A 16,983-nucleotide genomic window follows, 5' to 3' on the forward strand; every position below is an offset into this window, starting at 1 on the left:
CGTGAAGACGTCGGCGGCCGGCGGCGCGGCGGCGGCCCCGCGCTCCAGGCGGTCGAGGCGCGCGAGCAGCGAGCGCTCGTCGTCGAAGGCGGCGGGCAGCAGCACGCGCGCGCAGATCAGCTCCAGCTGGAGGCGAGGCGAGGTGGCGCCGCGCATCTCGGTCAGCCCCTCGTTGACGAGGTCGGCGGCGCGGCTCAGCTCGGCGGCGCCGAACACGGACGCCTGCGCCTGCATGCGCTCCACCACGTCGGCGGGCGCGTCGATGAGCCCCTTCTCCGCGGCGTCGGGCACGGCGGCCAGAATCACCAGGTCGCGCAGCCGCTCCAGCAGGTCGGCGACGAACCGCCGGGGGTCGTTCCCGCCCTCGATGATCCGGTCGACGACCTCGAAGGCGGCGGCGCCGTCACCCGAGGCGAAGGCGTCCACGACGGAGTCGAGCAGCGCGCTGTCCGTATAACCGAGCAGCGAGGTCGCCATGGCGTACGTCACACCCGCCTCGCCGGCACCGGCGAGGAGCTGGTCCATGACGGACATCGAGTCACGGACGGACCCGGCGCCGGCGCGCACGACGAGCGGCAGCACGCCCTCGTCGACCGGGATCCCCTCCCGCCCGCACACGTCGCCGAGGTACTCCCGCAGCGTCCCCGGCGGCACCAGCCGGAAGGGATAGTGGTGGGTCCGCGACCGGATGGTCCCGATGACCTTCTCGGGCTCCGTCGTCGCGAAGATGAACTTGAGGTGCTCCGGCGGCTCCTCGACCACCTTCAGCAGGGCGTTGAAGCCCGCCGGGGTGACCATGTGGGCCTCGTCGATGATGTAGATCTTGTACCGGCTGGACGCGGGCCCGAAGAACGCCTTCTCCCGCAGGTCACGGGCGTCGTCCACACCACCGTGCGAGGCTGCGTCGATCTCGATGACGTCGATGGATCCCGGCCCGTTGCGCGCGAGGTCCCGACAGGACTGGCACTCCCCGCAGGGCGTCGGCGTAGGACCCTGCTCACAGTTCAGACAGCGGGCCAGGATCCGCGCGCTGGTCGTCTTGCCGCAGCCACGGGGCCCGCTGAACAGGTACGCGTGATTGACCCGGTTGTTCCGCAGGGCCTGCTGCAACGGGTCGGTGACATGCTCCTGCCCGATGACCTCGGCGAAGGACTCGGGGCGGTAGCGGCGGTACAGCGCGAGAGACGACACGTATACGAGGTTATAGGCGGCCACCGACAACCTGGGAAAACCCCGCGCGGCCCTTGGGCGGGGGCGGGGGGGAGTGTCGGGCTTCGGGGCGGGGGGTGTCGGGCTTCGGGGCGGGGGGCGGGCGGCTTTGGCTTGGGGTGCGGGCGGCTTCGGTCCGGGGCATGTGCGGCTTCGGCCCCGTGTGCCGGCGACTTTGGGGAGGCGCATGTCCGGCTTCGGCCCGGCGTACCGACGGCTGCGTCCCGGCGGCTGCGGTCGGGCGCGCCTTCGGGCTCGGCCCCGCGTACGTCCGGCGCCGGCCTGGCGACACCTGGCGCGCGCCGGCTTCGCCCTGGCGAGCCGCGTCGCTGCCCGGGGGAGCCCCGGCGGCGACCCGCCGCCCCCGTCTCTGACCCGTCAGCCCCTCGCACTGCCCTGGAAACGCAAGCGCCCCCCACGCACCCGCCAGAGCCGACCTACCCTTGCTGCCTTCCGGCCCTGGGGGAGTTCAGTCAGATAGCGCCGCGTGAGGGGCTCCGCCCAGCGTACCCGATCCGAACCCCCCTCCGAACCCACCCACCCCGACCCTCGACCCCCACCCCCGGACCTCGTGGATCACGTTCGCGAGCACCCTCCGCGGTCATGTAATGTTCTCCACGGAGGATTCGCCTAGAGGCCTAGGGCGCACGCTTGGAAAGCGTGTTGGGGGCAACCCCTCACGAGTTCGAATCTCGTATCCTCCGCCAGTGCCTCACCGGGCACGTTGTCGAAGGGCCCCACCGTTCGCGGTGGGGCCCTTCGACGTGTGTGGTCTCAGTTTTGGTCTCAGTTGCGCGGGCGGACAGCCCTGAACCTCTGCGGGCAGACTCCGGTGTCGGCCCTTCTCGCGGATCGGGGCATCGAGTGAGAGCCCGAACCTCCTCTGCGCCTCGTCCTGCGCTTCCCACGCTCGACACTCAGCGTGGATGTTGCTCCATGGACCAGCTCCTGGCCGGTGCCGCCGCGTATGCGTGCTCCTCACCTCCCACTGGCCCGCCTATACCGCCGACCTCCGTCGACCTGATCCAGTCAGCAGAAAGGCTAACCACGCCCCACTGTCGGAGGGACAAAATAGGATGCCCAGCGGAACGCCACGGCTTCCAGACCGCCACCCTCTTGACGAGCAAGGACACCCCCATCTGATGGCAGTGACCCAGCAGGAGATCGAGAACCGCTTGTGGGACGCCGCCGACGAGCTGCGCGTAGCGATGCCCGAAGCGCAGTACTCCTCGGTCATCTTCCCTCTGATGTTCTGGAAGTACCTGTCGGACACCTGGGAGCACAACCACCAGACCTTCCTCAAGGAGAACGAGGCCCTCGGCCTCTCAGCCGAGGAAGCCCACGAGGTCGAGTACAGCACCTACCAGACGTTCAAGATCCCTTTCATCCACCCTGGTACCGTCGCCGAGCGCCGCGCCTCCTGGTCGTCCATCCTGGCCACCGTCACCCAGCCCGGCTTGGGTCAGCGGGTCCGCGCCTCCCTGCAGGCCATCGAGACGGCCAACCCTGACAAGTTCTCCCGCCTGTTCGGATCCATGGCGTGGGCCTCCGAAGAGGTGCTGTCAGGGGAGGTGCTGGCAGCGGTCATGCAGGCGATGGACCGCACTCCGAAGATGCACGAGGGCAACATGTCCCATGACGTGCTCGGCGGGGCGTACGAGTACCTGCTGAAGCGGTTCTCCGACGGGTCCGGCACCCGCGCTGGCCAGTTCTTCACTCCGCGCGAGGTCGTCGAGCTGCTCGTCGAGATCTTGGAGCCCAAGAGCTTTGAGTCGGTGTACGACCCGACCTGCGGGTCGGGCGGCATGCTCATCGCCTCCGCGAGTCTGCTGAAGGCCCACGGCGGGCGCGGCTACACGCTCAAGCTGTACGGGCAGGAGGCCGTACCAGACACTGCAGGTGTGGCGCGCATGAACCTGTTCATGCACAACCTCACGCAGTTCAAGGTCGAAGTCGGCGACACCCTGAAGGACCCGCGCTTCACGAAGTCGGATGGGTCCGTAAAGCAGTTCGATGTGATCCTCGCCAACCCGCCCTACAGCCTGAAGTGGAAGCCCTGGAGCAACGACCCGCGCGCCCTCGGCGGGATCGCCCCGCAATCGTCGGCGGACTGGGCGTTCGTGCAGCACATGATCGCCAGCATGGACCCAAAGAAGGGCCGCGCCGGCGTCGTCCTACCCCACGGCGTCCTCTTCCGCGGCCAGGAAGCATCCATCCGCCGCCGCGTTGTGAACGATGACCTTCTCGAAGCAGTCATCAGCCTGCCCCCCAACCTCTTCTACAACACCAGCATCCCCACGGTGATCCTGGTGTTCCGCGCGCCCGGCACCAAGGTCCCGGATCGACAGGACGGCGTGCTATTCGTTGACGCCTCCAAGAACTTCATCAAGGCCAAGAACCGCAACATCATCACAGACGCCAACGTCTCTGACATCGTGGCCGCCTGCCACTTGAAAATGGACGCGGGTGACGAATCGGCGGATCCCACCGAAGCGAACAGCCTCTCGTCTCGTTTTGTTCCAACCACGGAGATTGCGGCTAACGAATACGACCTCAACATCGGCCGTTACATCAAGCAAGCTGCTGCCGAGCAGGAAGATCTCGGTACCCTCATCGACGCTTACAACATCGCCCGAGCCGAGCGCCAGAAAACCGAGCAGCGCATGAACGCTCTCCTCGCGGCTGCAGGGATCGAGGGCTTCGATGAGTGACTGGCAGCAGACCACCCTCGACGACCCACAGGCTCACGCCCACCGTACTGTGCCCATTCCGCTGCAAGGGCCGAATGCCTCAATGAGCGACTGGCAGCAAGTCACCATGGGGCGCCTCTTCTCACCGGACAACACGAGATTGGGGCCGCACACAGACGAGCCGATTGTGATGAGCCTGTCGAAGTACGACGGGTTCGTTCGCGCCGACGACTACTTCGATAAGAGGATCGCGTCAGAAAAACTCGACGGATATAAGATCGTCGAACCGGGAGAGTGGGCGTATTCCACCATCCACATCGACGAAGGGTCCATTGCCCGGAACAACCTGGGCGAGACCGGAGTCATCAGCCCGATGTACACCACCCTTCGATGGCGGGGTGAAAGGGTTGCGCTACCTGAGTACGCAGAACTGCTGGTCCGCAGCCCACGGATGCTGGCCGAATACACCAACAACGCACAGGGCAGTGTAAACCGCAGACGCAGTCTGCCATTCAAGGCATTCAGCGCCATCGGTATCACCCTTCCTCCGCTGCCAGTGCAGGAACGGATCGTCGAGGTGATCGGCACGGTTGACGAAAAGGTGGTGGCACTCAAGGTTGAGGCGGACAGCCTCCTTCGGGTCCGTAACGCCGCTCTCGGAGAGATGCTCTCTCAGGGCGGTGACGATTGGTTGTCTGCTCCGTTGTCGGAAGCTGGCACGCTTATCCGCGGCCGCCGGTTCGTAAAGAGCGACTACGTGGAGTCCGGCCTGGGGTGCATCCACTACGGCCAGATCTACACGGACTATGGGGCGTCGGCTACACGCACGGTGACACATCTACCAGAGAGCCTCCGCAGCTCGATGCGTCTGGCACAGCACGGCGACGTAGTAATTGCCGGCACAAGCGAGAATGTCGACGACGTCGGAAAGGCTGTCGCATGGCTGGGTGATGAAGGCGTGGCCGTTCACGATGACTGCTTCATCTTCCGCCATGATCTTGACCCGAAGTTCGTCTCTTATTTCTTCGCCTCGCCCCTCTTTCAACACCGCAAACGTCAATTCACAAGCGAGACCAAGGTGGTCCGCATCTCTGCCACCAACCTCAAGAAGATCGTTATGCCTGTTCCCCCTCGTACAGAACAGCAGCGCATCTCAGGGGTAGCTACCGCAATGGACGCGCAGATCAACGCTCTCTGCGATGAGGCGGAACGCCTTCGTCAGGCACGAGCGGCACTGGTGTCCGGATTGCTGGAGCACACCATCGACATCAAATCTGTTGAGCTGGAGGTCTGACCCGTGGCGAAGGGCGTTCGGGAGCGTGAGTTCCAGAACCTGATGATCCGGTGGTCCCTCCCCTTGGGGTGGGGCTTCACGGCGGGGCGTGGGTTGCCACGTGAAACAACACAGACAGTGATCGTCGGTCAGTTGCGTGACGCCATCATCCGGTTAAACCTGGGTGTGATCGACGGGTTCGACGTGGACGCGGTGGTCGAGGAGATCGTCGCCACGGTCAACGCCGTTGAAGGCGGACTCGTGCGGGCCAACGAACAGGTACTGCACCTACTACGTGGGCATAAGGAGTTCCGGGACGCTGACGGCGCATGGCACGCCCTGAAGCTCATCGACTTCGAGCACCCCACTGCCAACACACTGGTCGTGTCGGACGAGGTGACCATAACCGTCCCCGGCAAGACCTCTCGCCGGTTCGACCTCGTGTACTGGGTCAACGGCCTGCCCCTGGTCGTGGTCGAGGTGAAGTCACCGACCGCCAAGTCCGGGTGGGCTGACGCCGCCCGCGAGATCAACGATGTGTACGTCACCGAGTACCCGTGGTTCTTCACCCCCAACGTCTTCGCCGTCGCTTCTGACGGTCTGAAGCTCCGGTTCGGTGCCGCCGGCGCGCCCACGAATCTATGGCAGCCGTTCCGGTCCACCGCCGACGACGAGAACTTGTCCGGGCAGGCCGATGTGCAGCGCTCCGTCGAGTTGCTGATGAACCCGGCGACCGTCCTGGACATGCTCGCCAACTTCGCCCTCTTCGACACCTCTGGGGGCGGAGCGGACAAGAAGTACCTGCCCCGCTATCCGCAGATGGAGGCCGCGCACCTCATCCACGAGCGGGTCCTGGAGGGCGGGTCGAAGGGCCTGATCTGGCACCACCAGGGATCCGGGAAGACACTGCTGATGGTGTTCGCCGCCTCGCTGTTGCTGGCCGACACCCGCACCGAGTCGCCCACGATCATCCTGCTCTCCGACCGGACCCAGCTCGTCCGGCAGACCTCCGGGGTGTTCACCTCCGCGATGGGGAGCGCCTACTTCCACCTGCCCGCCACCAGCGCCGAACTGCGCGCCCTGCTAGCCGACGACGTGCGCGGCGTCATCTCCACGACTGTCCACAAGTTCGCCGACGCTGGCAAGAACCTGTCGACCCGGGACAACATCATCGTGCTGGTCGACGAGGCACACCGCACCCAGTCCGCCAAGTCGAAGTCCCTGGCCGGGCAGATGCGCGCAGCATTGCCGCACGCGAAGTTCTTCGGCATGACTGGCACCCCCGTAAGGAACCTCGCCACCGACACCTTCGCCCTCTTCGGCGAGGAGACCGACCCGGACAGGGTCCTGCACCGCTACTCGGTGTCCCGGTCTCTGCTGGACGAGGCAACCGTCCCGGTCATGCTGGACCCGCACCCCGTCGACTTCGAGATAGACGACCAGGCGTTGCAGGCCGAGTTCGACCAGTTCGCCGACGACTTCGACCTCGACGACCCCGACCGTGAAGCCCTGTCCCGAAAATTTGGGCGCCTCACCTCGGTATTCACCAACCCTGACCGCATCCACGCGGTCTGCCAGGACATCGTGGACCACTACCTGGCCGGCACTTATCGCAACGGTCTCAAGGCGCAGGTCGTCGCCTTCAATCGTGAGCTGGCCGTGGCATACACAGACAAGATCAACGAGCTGCTGGCCGGCTTCGAGGCGTCACAGGTGCTCGCCAAGGTCGGGAAGCATGACCGGATCACCGCCGAGGTGAACATCTCCGTCTCGGACTCCAAGGACGAAGACCCCGCCATGCGGCCGTACCAGCTCTCAGAGGCCGAGGAGGAGGAGCAGAAGCGGCGATTCCTCACCCCCGACGACCCGCTGTGCTTCCTGGTGGTGACCGCAAAGCTGATGACCGGGTTCGACGCCCCCAACGAGGGCGTCCTCTACCTGGACAAGCCGCTGAAGGCGCACACCTTGTTCCAGACGATCACCCGCCCGAACCGCACCTGGGTGTCCCCGAGCGGCTTCGTGAAGACTTCTGGCGTGGTCGTGGACTACGTCAGCCTGGGCGAAGAGGTCCAGCGGGCTGTCGCCGACCCCACCTCGGCGGGGGCCGGCAAGGGTGGCGGGTTCGTCACTGACCTTTCCGCGCTGGTCGACGAATTCCGCATCGTCTTCGCCCGTATCGAAGACCTCTTCGTGGACGTGGACGGCCTGGATCTCACGGTCCACGGATACGAGTCCGTACGGGCCGTCAACGTCTTCCTGGACTCCGACCCGGGCGCCGCCGAGGTGTTCTCCAAGGACTACCGACTCCTGGCCCGCCTGTACCCGCTCATCAACACCGACAAGCGGGTCGCCAAGTATCGCGACGGCTTCGGGCTGTTCGGGTCCGTGTACACGACCCTGTTCAAGAAGTCCTCCGACGAGGAGAGAAAGGAACGGCTGGCCGAGCTGGGACCGATGGTCCTGGAGATCATCAATGCCCACGTCCACTCCTTCTCCGTGGTCGCCTCCCAGGAGGAAGCCCTCGTCCTGGATGCACAGGGCATCGCCATACTCAAGGAACTGCTGGCCCTCGTCCGCCCCAAGGCCGACAAGGACGGCAGCGAGGACAAGACGCCACCGTCCGCGGCGGAGATCCTGGACCACATCAAGGCAGCCCTCGACAAGGGCGTCGAACCGGGATCCGCGAAGTACACCGCCCTCGCAGAGCGGATCAAGCAGCTACGGGACCGGATCATCCAAAACGCCCAGGATGCCCTGGAGTTCCTGTCCGAAGCACTCCGGATCGCCCGCGCCATCGTGAACGCCGAGAAGCACCCCGCCGACGCCGTCATCGTGCTGGATGACGACCACGTGGGTGTCCTGTCACGGATCATCCTCGATCACTCACCATCCGGCCTCACGGTCACGGAGAGGAACCTGGCCGAGGAGATCGATCAAGTGGTCACCCAGACCCTCGCCCGGTCATGGGACAACGCCGACGCTCGCAACCGAGGCGCCCGCCGTGCCACCGCCGCGGTCTTCCGCCGGTACATGCTGAAGCCGGTGGGGGAGCCGTACGACTCCACCGTCGCCTACATCGAAGCCCACTACCTCGTCGACTGACGAGTGCACGGAGGGCCCGGCAACCTGTGGCGGTTGCCGGGCCTCGTCGCGCTGCATCACTCCTGATCCACCCACTGGCTCACCTGGCCGGTGCTCCGGTGTGGTTTCGGCCACGGTGGGCACTAGCCCGGGGCACTACCACTCGTCGATGTCGCCGTACTTCCCCGGGTTCCGGGCACGGTCCACAGCCTGTGCACACGCCTCGACGAAGGCCGCCTCCACGGCGCCCTTGTCCGTGCCACGCACCTGAGCCTCGACCTCCTGGCCCGTGCTGGGGCGACGGGCCGTCCGCCAGGCCGAGGCGCGGTCGGTGTAGCGGTCGGTCTCGAAGTCCCAGGCCGGCACCGACCACTGCTCCGAGACCCCGGTCGCCGCGCGTTCCCCGCCGGGGAGGAACAGAGCTCGGGCGTGGAAGACCACGGCCCGCTCCGGTACACGGTCGCGGATGGCGCTCGCGCCGTCGGGGCCCTGGTGCTCCCAGCGCCAGCGGTCCCATTCTTCGACCTCGGCGGTGTGGTCGGGCCAATCGGCGCGCCATCGTGCGACGACCTCGTCGGCGTGTTCGCGGTGGAGGAAGGGGACGCGCCGCTCGCCGAGGCAGGCGATGTGGATCGCCAGCTCGGCGGGGACGGGGCCCTGGCCGGCGTCCGGCGTGGGATTATCCGCAGCCTGGTCCGTGCCCCACAGGAGGCCGCCGACCTTGGCGGCGGTGTCCTTGAGAACGCGGCTGGTCAGGTGCTGGTAGCGGCGGCGCATCCGAGCGGACTTGCCGGGCTCCCAGCCCATGATGGCGTCGACGACCGCGTCGGAGACGCCGAGGATGAGCAGGACAGTCGCCGCGGTGTGGCGCGCGTCGTGAAGGCGGGCGTCGCGGACGCCTGCGGCTTTCAGGAGCTCCTTCCACTTGTGGTAGTCGGTGTTCGGGTTCAGAGGCTCGCCGGTGGGCGAGGTGAAGACGTACCCCTTCTCCGTCCAGAGGTCGCGGGCCGCGGTTCGCTCACGGGCCTGGTCCTCCTTGTGTCGGCGCAGGAGCTGGAGCAGCTCTTCGGGGACGCCGATGGGCCGTTGGCCCGCGCGGGACTTCGCGTTCTTCGTCTCGCGACGGGTGTTGATCTTCTGGGGGCAGTAGCCGGGCTTCCGGCCACAGCGGTCTCCGCAGCCGTGCTTATAGCGGGGCCGCAGCCGGCCACGGCGTACACGGATGACGCCGAGCTCGAAGTCGACGTCGTCCCACTGCATGCCGAGGACCTCGCCCTGGCGCAGGCCGAGGGCGAGCGCGATGACCCAGCGGGCGGTGTTGCGGTGCTTGGCGGCCTCGGCAAGGAGCCGCTGGACCTCTTCGACCGTGTACGGCTCGACCTCCTCCTCTTCGACCTTGGGTGCCTTGGCGATGGAGGCCGGGTTCGCGGTGAGGTGCTTGCGGCGCACGGCCTCGTTCAGCGCCGTGCGGATCGTGCGGTGCGCCTGGTGGGCGGTGCCGGCGGCGCTCCCGTTGTCCTGCATCTTCTTGTAGAAGCGCTCCAGGTGTTCGGGTTCGAGTTTCTCCAGGCGGTGGGCTCCCAGGCCGGGGATGAGGTGGTGGTTCACCGCGACGCGGTAGCCGTCGATGGTGTTCTCCGAGACGTGCGCGGCGGCGATGTTCTCGACCCAGTGGGTGAGCCAGGTCTTCACGGTCCAGGACTGGCCGGCCTTGCGGACGGCGCCCTTGTCGCGCTGGCGCTCCAGCTCGCGGACGACCTTAGTTACCTCGGGTCGGGTCTTGCGGCTGACGTGGCGCCGGTCCGGGGTGCCGTCGTCCTTGACGCCGACGGTGACGCGGCCGTGCCATCGGCCGTCCGTGCCGAGGTAGATGGACGAGGCACCGTTGGGCTGGCGAGACTTCGGTGCGGAGGCTCGCGTCACGCGGCGGCCCCGAAGTCGGACGCCGACAGTCGGCGGGCCAGGAAGTCGTTCACCGCCTCCGCTGGGATGCGGCGCAAGCTGCCGATCTTGACGGAAGCGATCTCGCCGGACGAGACGTACTCGTACAGCTTGGTGCGGCCGATGCCAATCCGGCGAGCTGCTTCGGTGACGGTGAGAGCGACCAGGGTCGTGTCGCCGGCGGATCGCCGCTCGACCATCAAGGTGCGCAGGGCGTCTTCGGGGACGTCCAGGAGCTGGGCTATCTGGGAAATGGGCAGAGCGGGCTGCGGCATGGGGTACTCCTCCCGCCGGCATCGCGGCGTCGCGGGAGCGGCAACTCCCGTCGGCCTGGCCGGTGGCGTCGTTCAGGGATGGATGGGTCGGCGGTTGATCGTCGGCGACGGAGGTCGCCGCACATAGGGGTTCTCGGCGTTCGTAGCGCCGTGAGGGGGCAGCGGCCGACTATTCGCCGGTGGGTGGCTGCCCCTGGTTTCGCAGGTGCGCCCGCGATGGGTGCAGGCTCCTCTGCAGGGCCCGTTCTTCGAGGCGGAGGAGTTCGTCGACCTGTCCTCTCTGCTCGGGTCCCTTGTCCCCGTATGCATTGAGTTCCATGTCGATCTCGTGCAGGTGCATCTGGTTCCGGTCGATCGCCGCTCGCAGTTGGTGGTACTCGCGCGTCATCTGGACGTACTCACGGGCAAGCTCGCGAATGCGGGGCGTGGCCAGCTCTCCTGGCGGCCCCGTCAGGTCCTGCATGGTGATGTCGAAGACCTTGCAGAAGCCGAGCGCCTCGTCGAGGTTGACCCTGCGACGGGGCTTGCCGCTCTCGATGCGCCAGATCGCCGACTGGTTGATCGGATGGCCGACGGCGGCCATCTCCTCGGCGAGCTTCACCGTGCTCCAACCGCGGACCTCGCGCTCCAGCTTGATGCGTGCGGCGACGTGCTCCTCCGGCATCGGACGACCGGGGCCGGCGCGCTCCGCACCTTCCTCACCGCTCACTCGCACCTCCCTTCACGCGACAACGGGTCCACTGGGGCCAGCATCCACAACTAAACATCGTTGCGGAGTGAAATGCAAGGCGTTGCGCTGCCGAAAATCTCGGCTATGGTCGTAGTCCGCCGTACAGCGGTGGACGGATCCGCACACGCAAGCGGCCCCGGTGCTACGAACACCGGGGCCGAAGTAGAGGCTCCACCGCACAACCATCCATCCCTGAACGATCGAAACCGGAGGCCGGGGTTGCCGCCCCGTAATGGCCTGCCGGATGAGGAGCTCCGTGACCCAGGGTACGACCCTGCCATCCCAGACGCCATCCCGCTTCGACGAAGGTCCCACCCCGACGGAACCTCCGTTCAACCTGGACGCCGAGCGCGCGGTCCTTGGCGCCTGCATGCACAAAGCCGACGTCATCGACGCGGTCCGGCCCGTCCTCGGCGACGACGCCTTCTACCGGCCCGCGCACGAGACCATCTGGCGCGCGCTCCTCACCCAGCACCGCGAGGACAAGCCGACCGACCCGATCGTCCTCACCGAACTGCTGCAGCAGCAAGGCGATCTGCAACGGGTCGGCGGTCCCACCTATGTGTTCCAGCTCGCCGACGCGCCCTACGGCACCGGCAGCGCCGAGCACCACGCGGAGATCGTCCGCGCGAAGGCCGACCTACGCCGCCTGATGACCTCCGCTGTACGGACCCTCCAGCGGGCCCAGGAACCCGGCGCTGATCCCGAGGCAATCCGCAGCGAGGTCGAAGCGGAGGTACGCGCCGAACGCGAGCGCGCACTCGCCTCGGGACAGGGACGGCTGTCCCGCTTCGCCACCAACGGATGGTCGTTCGTCAAAGAGAGCGGCGCGGACACCGAGCCTCTGTGGGGCACCCGCGAGAAGACCGTCTGGGCCTCCGGCGAGAGCCTGATGATCGTCGGCGCTCCGGGCGTCGGCAAGACGACCCTGGCCCATCAGGTGATCTTTGCCCGCATCGGCCTGCAGGAGACCGTCCTGGAGATGCCCGTCGCCCCCAGCAGGCGCGTGCTCTACCTGGCGATGGACCGCCCCAAGCAGATCGCCAAGGCCATGGCCCGCCGCGTCTTCCCCACCGACGAGAAGATCCTGCGCGAGCGGCTCGTGGTCTGGGAAGGTCCGCTGCCCGCCACCCTCGACAAGGAACCCGACCTCCTCGCCGACCTCGCCGCCGCCCACCAGGCCGACACCATCGTGATCGACAGCCTCAAGGACGCGGTCAGCACGATGGTCGACGACAGCCTCGCGGTCGCCTTCCACAACGCCCGCATGCGCGCCATTCGCAACGGCGTGGAGATCATGGAGCTGCACCACCAGCGGAAGGCCACCGCCGACGCGCCGCGCGGCCAGCGCCCCACCCTGGACCAGGTCTATGGCTCCACCTGGTTCACCTCCGGCGCGGGCAGCGTCCTGTTCGTCACCGGCCGGGCAGGCGACCCCGCCGTCACCCTGCACCACCTCAAGACCTCCACCGGTGAAGCCGGCCCCCTGGACGTCACCCACGACCACGTACGCGGCACCACCACCGTCGACCCCACCAAGGACCCCGCCGCCCTACTGCGCAATGCCCCTAACGGGATGAGCGCACGAGAGCTGGCGGCCATCCTCATCGGCGGCGACCCCGAACGCGCCGACATCGAGAAGGCACGACGCCACCTCAGCCGCCTCGTCGACGACGGCCTGGCCACCAAGGCCGACGGCATGGCCGGAGGGGCCGGAGGCGGCCAGCAGGCCCGCTACTACGCCTCCGCCCGCCACCTCACCGCCGTCGGCTGAGCCCCGCACCGACCCCTGAAAGCGTTCACGCGACCGTACACGCGGCCCTCGTGCCCGCAGACCGCCGTGAACCGCTCACAGCGCACACGCTCACCGAAAAACCGCAGGTAGAGCGATCACACGACCGTCCACGCCGTACACGCACCCAAGCGATCACGCGCGGGGCCCCCTTTAGAAGGGGGCCCGCGTGTACGCCCCCTCCGTGAACGCCGTGATCGCCTCCTCGCTCTCCCCGGAGTAGCCCCGTACATGCCCCCTGCCGTAACCGACATGCTCGCCACCGCTTCGCTCCCGCTCGCTGATGGCCCGCTCCTGCCCGTGGCCGTCTTGGCCGTTGCCGCCGGCGCACTGCTCGCGGGCCTGAGGCCGCGACGCCACCAACACCGCACCCACGAGCGAAAGCCGCGCATCTCGGCCGCCGTCGTCACAGCGACTGTGGCGGCGCTCGTGTGCACCGCCTACAGCGCGGACACCAGCTGGCGGTTCGCCGCCCACTATCTCGACATGCGCAACACCGCCGAGCGCACCGCGATGTTCGCCGCTGCGGAGCTCGCCCTGTTCTCGATGGCCCTGATGGCCCGCCAGAACCTGCACGGGCCGAGGCAGGCAGCGGGCCTGCCCGGAGTCCTGGTCTGGGTGATCACCGCCATGCAGACCATCCCCGCCTACGCTGAGGCCGGCCCCGTCGGCGGCACCGTGCGCGCCTTCACCGGCCCCGTGATGGCCGCCGTGCTGTGGCACCTGGCCATGGGCATCGAACTGCGACAGCGGACCCCCGATGCCGCCTCGCGCGGACTCGCAGCCGTCCTCACACGGCAGGCCCGCGAGCGGCTGCTCGCCCGCCTGGGGATCGTCCAGCAGGACCAGGGAGCCGCCGAAATCATCCGCGACCGGGCCACGCACCGGGCCGTCGCCCTGGCTGCCCGCCTCGCCGAGATGACGCCCGGGCAGCGGACCGGACGGGCGGGCCAGCGCACCGTGCGCCGTCTGTCCAAGGCCCTCGCCCGCTCCGGCATCGACGCCGACCCGCTCCGCAACGAGCAGCTGCTGCGCAAGCTCGCCACCCGCCGCCAAGCAGCCGCCCTGGCCACCATCGGCCTGCCCGAGCGCTGGGCCCCGCCCGCCGGGCAGCCCGTCAGCCCGCGCGCAGCACAGCCCGACCGCTCCCGGGCAGACGGCGACGGGCGGGCGGGTGGAGACGAGCGGGCAGAAGACCGCGCCCGCCCGCACCCATCAGATCCGGGCGACGAGGAACCCCGCCCGGGCGCCCGCCCGCGATCTGCCCGCCCGAATCGGGCGGCCCGCCCACAAGAGGCCGTTCCACCATCCACGGGCAGCGGCTCACCCACCCCACCGGCCAAGCGCCCCACGCCGAAGCCGAAGCGGTCCGGTCGCAAGTCCAGTGCCTCCGACGAAGTCATCTTCCAGTTCGCCCGCCGCATGTACGAGGAGACCGGCAGCGTCGGACGCGACCGAGTGGAGGACGCCGTGCGCGACGCCGGCTACAGCGTCGCCAGCAACGACGCAGGCCGAGTCGTCCGCGAATTCAAGGACCAACTCGGGGCCACGCGCACAGGCGCCTGATCCCCGAAACCGCAATTACTCGCCGCAGCGATGGCCTGAGACGGAGATCCAGTGCACGACGCCCACCACGAACCCGCCACTCCCCAGCAGCAGCCGACCACCACCCCAGCACCAGACGGAGCAAGTTGTACCGGGAGCAATGCTCCCGGAGTTCCCGCCCCAGGGGTGGCGGGAGCAGCCCTGCGCCAGGGGGCGCCGGACCGGCAGGCAGCGACCGAGGGCGGACCGCAGCCTGGAGGGGACCGGCAGGCCGAGCCCCTTTCGCGGCGGCGTCAGCGTGCCCGTCAGCCGAAGCCCCGCAAGCGCCTGCGCCAGCCCAGCTGCCGCATGAACGAAGCCGAATACAAGCGCTTCACCGAAGCAGCCGCCCAGTGCCAGATGACCAACGCCTCCTTCCTCGCCTACGCCGTCGACAAGGCCACCCGCGACCTGACCCTCACCGCCGCCGAGATCGCAACCGAACGGGAAGTCATCGGCGAGCTGTTCGCCGCGCGCCGGCACCTGGGCCGGATCCACGGCCTGTTCAACCAGGTTGCCAAAGCTCTCAACTCCGGCGCCGACGCACCCCACCTCGGCGCCGCCGCCGGGGCCGTCCTGAGCGCGGCCCGTCGCATGGAGGAGGCCACCGATGCCCTGCTCGCCCACCGGGACGGCGGTGCCGCTGCGTGATCCCCCGCATTCACAAGCGCGGCGGCGCGACGATCGGTCTGATCCGCTACCTGTACGGCCCCGGCTCCCACGAGGAGCACATCGACCCGCACCTGGTCGCCGCCTTCGACCCGCTCACCCCCGACCCCGGCCGCGACCCGCAGGCCACCTACGGGCAGCTACAGCGGCTGCTCGACCAGCCCGTCGACGCCCTGCCCGCCGACCGGCGCCCCGAGAAGCACGTGTGGCACCTGTCCGTACGTGCCAGCCCCGAAGACCCCATCCTGTCCGACGACGACTGGGCCGCCATCGCCCGCCGCATGGTCGCCGCCACCGGCATCGCCCCCGACGGCGACGACGCCGCCTGCCGGTGGGCGGCCGTCCGGCACGCCGACGACCACATCCACATCATCGCCACCCTGGTCCGCGAGGACGGCCGACGGCCCCGCCTACACAACGAGACCCGCCGCGCCCAGGCCGAGGCCCGCCTCATCGAAGCGGACTACGGCCTGCGCCGGGTCACGCCGGGCGATGGCACCGCCGCGAAGCGCCCCACCAGCGCCGAGCGCCACAAGGCCGACCGCCGTGGCCGGCAGCGCACCCCGCGCGAGGAACTGCGCGAGGCGGTCCGCCGCTCGGTGGCCGGCGCGGCGAGCGAGGAGGAGTTCTTCGACCGCCTCGCCGCGGCCGGTCTGCTCATCCGGCGCCGCGTCGCGCCGTCGGGCGACACCCTCGGCTACACCGTCGCCCTCCCCGGCGACCGCAACGCCAAGGGCGAGCCCGTCTTCTACTCCGGCTCCAAGCTCGCCCCGGACCTCTCCCTGCCCCGCATCCGCGAACGCTGGACCCAGAACCCGGACAACGCCACCCAGCAGCCGACCCAGCCGTCGGTGACCGGGCCCGCCTCCGCACGTCGGCGCGCCACCACCGCCGCCTGGCAGGCACTGCTCGTCATCGACCACAGCGACGACGACGTCATCGCCGCGCAGATCGCAGCCACCGGCGAAGTCCTCGACGCCCTCGCCCAGACTTCCGCCGCCCACACCCGCAACGAACTCCATTCAGCATCCACCTCGTTCGAACGCGCTTCCCGATCCCACATCCGCGCCGCACGCGGCCACGACAGCGCCCTGCGCCGAGCCGCCCGCGACCTCGTCCGCAGCGGCCCGGCCCTCGGCCGAGGCGAGGACGGCGCTACCACGGCCATGGCGCTCGACATGCTGTTCTTCCTGATCACCGCCGCCGCACACTGGCACGCCAAGAAGCAGCACGCCCAGCAGGCCGAAGCCGCCCACCGGGCCGCCGAACACCTGCGTGCCGCCTACCAGGCCGCCTCCACCCAGCCCTTGGCACTGCTCCACCAGCGGGGCGCTCGCCTGGCCCCATCCTGGCAACGCCACCACGCCACCGCCGTACGCCAGACCCTGCCCGAACTGGCCGACCGAATCCTCGCCGAACCCGGCTGGCCCGCCCTCGCAGCCACCCTCGCCGAGACGCAGAGCGCCGGCCACAACCCCACCACCCTGCTCACACAGGCTGCCGCCCAACGGGAACTGGACACGGCGGAACGCATGAGCGACGTACTTGTGTGGCGGCTACGCCGGATGGCCAACCTCCCTGCGGATCCCCAGAACGCCCAGGGCCAGCGCGCCACCGGCAAGCACGTGGTCGCCTCGCCGGGACGGACCGCGCAAACCGGGACCAGGCCCGCGAATGGTTCCCCACGACGACGCTGAACCGCGAAAACCGAGCCGCAAAAGGTAACCGACAATCCCCGG

Annotated in this window: 11 protein-coding genes, 1 tRNA gene and 1 other RNA gene; 8 read left to right on the forward strand and 5 right to left on the reverse strand. The window is 68.5% G+C overall.

Features of this window, described 5'->3' with window-relative positions; translation table 11 throughout:
• The coding region (locus IE321_RS14850; RefSeq protein ID WP_190223238.1) for a DNA polymerase III subunit gamma and tau at nt 1-1,191 on the reverse strand (1,191 nt) is incomplete at its 3' end.
• A 419-nt stretch (nt 1,192-1,610) separates the two neighbouring features.
• An RNA gene (ffs, locus tag IE321_RS14855) (signal recognition particle sRNA small type) lies at nt 1,611-1,709 on the reverse strand.
• A gap of 119 nt (nt 1,710-1,828) precedes the next feature.
• Between ffs and IE321_RS14860 the strand changes: the two genes are divergently transcribed.
• From IE321_RS14860 to IE321_RS14875, 4 genes are all read left to right on the forward strand, one after another.
• A tRNA-Ser gene (locus IE321_RS14860) sits at nt 1,829-1,916 on the forward strand.
• A gap of 435 nt (nt 1,917-2,351) precedes the next feature.
• Nucleotides 2,352-3,920, forward strand: a complete 1,569-nt coding sequence (locus IE321_RS14865) for a type I restriction-modification system subunit M (protein ID WP_190223239.1) — start codon at nt 2,352-2,354, stop codon at nt 3,918-3,920.
• Nucleotides 3,913-5,193 (forward strand): restriction endonuclease subunit S, encoded by a 1,281-nt coding sequence (locus tag IE321_RS14870; RefSeq protein ID WP_190223240.1) that lies wholly within the window; start codon nt 3,913-3,915, stop codon nt 5,191-5,193. Before IE321_RS14865 ends, IE321_RS14870 begins: the two co-directional genes overlap by 8 nt.
• Before the next feature lie 3 nt (nt 5,194-5,196).
• Nucleotides 5,197-8,274 carry a type I restriction endonuclease subunit R gene (locus IE321_RS14875; protein ID WP_190223241.1) on the forward strand — a complete coding sequence of 1,026 codons (3,078 nt, stop codon included), beginning with the start codon at nt 5,197-5,199 and terminating at the stop codon, nt 8,272-8,274.
• A 135-nt stretch (nt 8,275-8,409) separates the two neighbouring features.
• Here IE321_RS14875 and IE321_RS14880 read toward each other — a convergent pair whose 3' ends face one another.
• The 3 genes from IE321_RS14880 to IE321_RS14890 form a co-directional block, all read right to left on the reverse strand.
• The gene (locus IE321_RS14880; protein WP_190223242.1) at nt 8,410-10,176 is read right to left on the reverse strand and encodes a tyrosine-type recombinase/integrase; all 1,767 of its coding nucleotides are present in this window, start codon (nt 10,174-10,176) and stop codon (nt 8,410-8,412) included.
• Nucleotides 10,173-10,469, reverse strand: coding sequence for a helix-turn-helix domain-containing protein (locus IE321_RS14885; RefSeq protein ID WP_190223243.1), 297 nt, complete (start codon nt 10,467-10,469; stop codon nt 10,173-10,175). The genes IE321_RS14880 and IE321_RS14885 overlap by 4 nt, the downstream gene beginning before the upstream one ends.
• Nucleotides 10,470-10,638: 169 nt before the next feature.
• A complete protein-coding gene (locus IE321_RS14890) occupies nt 10,639-11,133 on the reverse strand; it encodes a helix-turn-helix transcriptional regulator (protein WP_150163650.1) in 495 nt (164 codons plus the stop codon).
• A 322-nt stretch (nt 11,134-11,455) separates the two neighbouring features.
• Here IE321_RS14890 and IE321_RS14895 point away from each other — a divergent pair, with 322 nt between their 5' ends.
• From IE321_RS14895 to IE321_RS14910, 4 genes are all read left to right on the forward strand, one after another.
• Nucleotides 11,456-12,973 carry a DnaB-like helicase N-terminal domain-containing protein gene (locus IE321_RS14895; RefSeq protein WP_190223244.1) on the forward strand — a complete coding sequence of 506 codons (1,518 nt, stop codon included), beginning with the start codon at nt 11,456-11,458 and terminating at the stop codon, nt 12,971-12,973.
• Between the two features lie 249 nt (nt 12,974-13,222).
• Entirely contained in the window at nt 13,223-14,557 is a 1,335-nt protein-coding gene (locus IE321_RS14900) for a hypothetical protein (RefSeq protein WP_190223245.1), read from the forward strand.
• Between the two features lie 327 nt (nt 14,558-14,884).
• Nucleotides 14,885-15,226: a plasmid mobilization relaxosome protein MobC gene (locus IE321_RS14905; protein ID WP_190223246.1), complete on the forward strand. Its 342-nt coding sequence runs from the start codon at nt 14,885-14,887 to the stop codon at nt 15,224-15,226.
• Complete coding sequence (locus tag IE321_RS14910) at nt 15,223-16,941, forward strand: relaxase/mobilization nuclease domain-containing protein (RefSeq protein WP_190223247.1); 1,719 nt, start codon at nt 15,223-15,225, stop codon at nt 16,939-16,941. The genes IE321_RS14905 and IE321_RS14910 overlap by 4 nt, the downstream gene beginning before the upstream one ends.
• Nucleotides 16,942-16,983: the final 42 nt, after the last annotated feature.

The sequence above is a fragment of the Streptomyces hydrogenans genome, from assembly GCF_014656075.1.
GTDB classification, from domain to species: Bacteria; Actinomycetota; Actinomycetes; order Streptomycetales; family Streptomycetaceae; genus Streptomyces; species Streptomyces hydrogenans.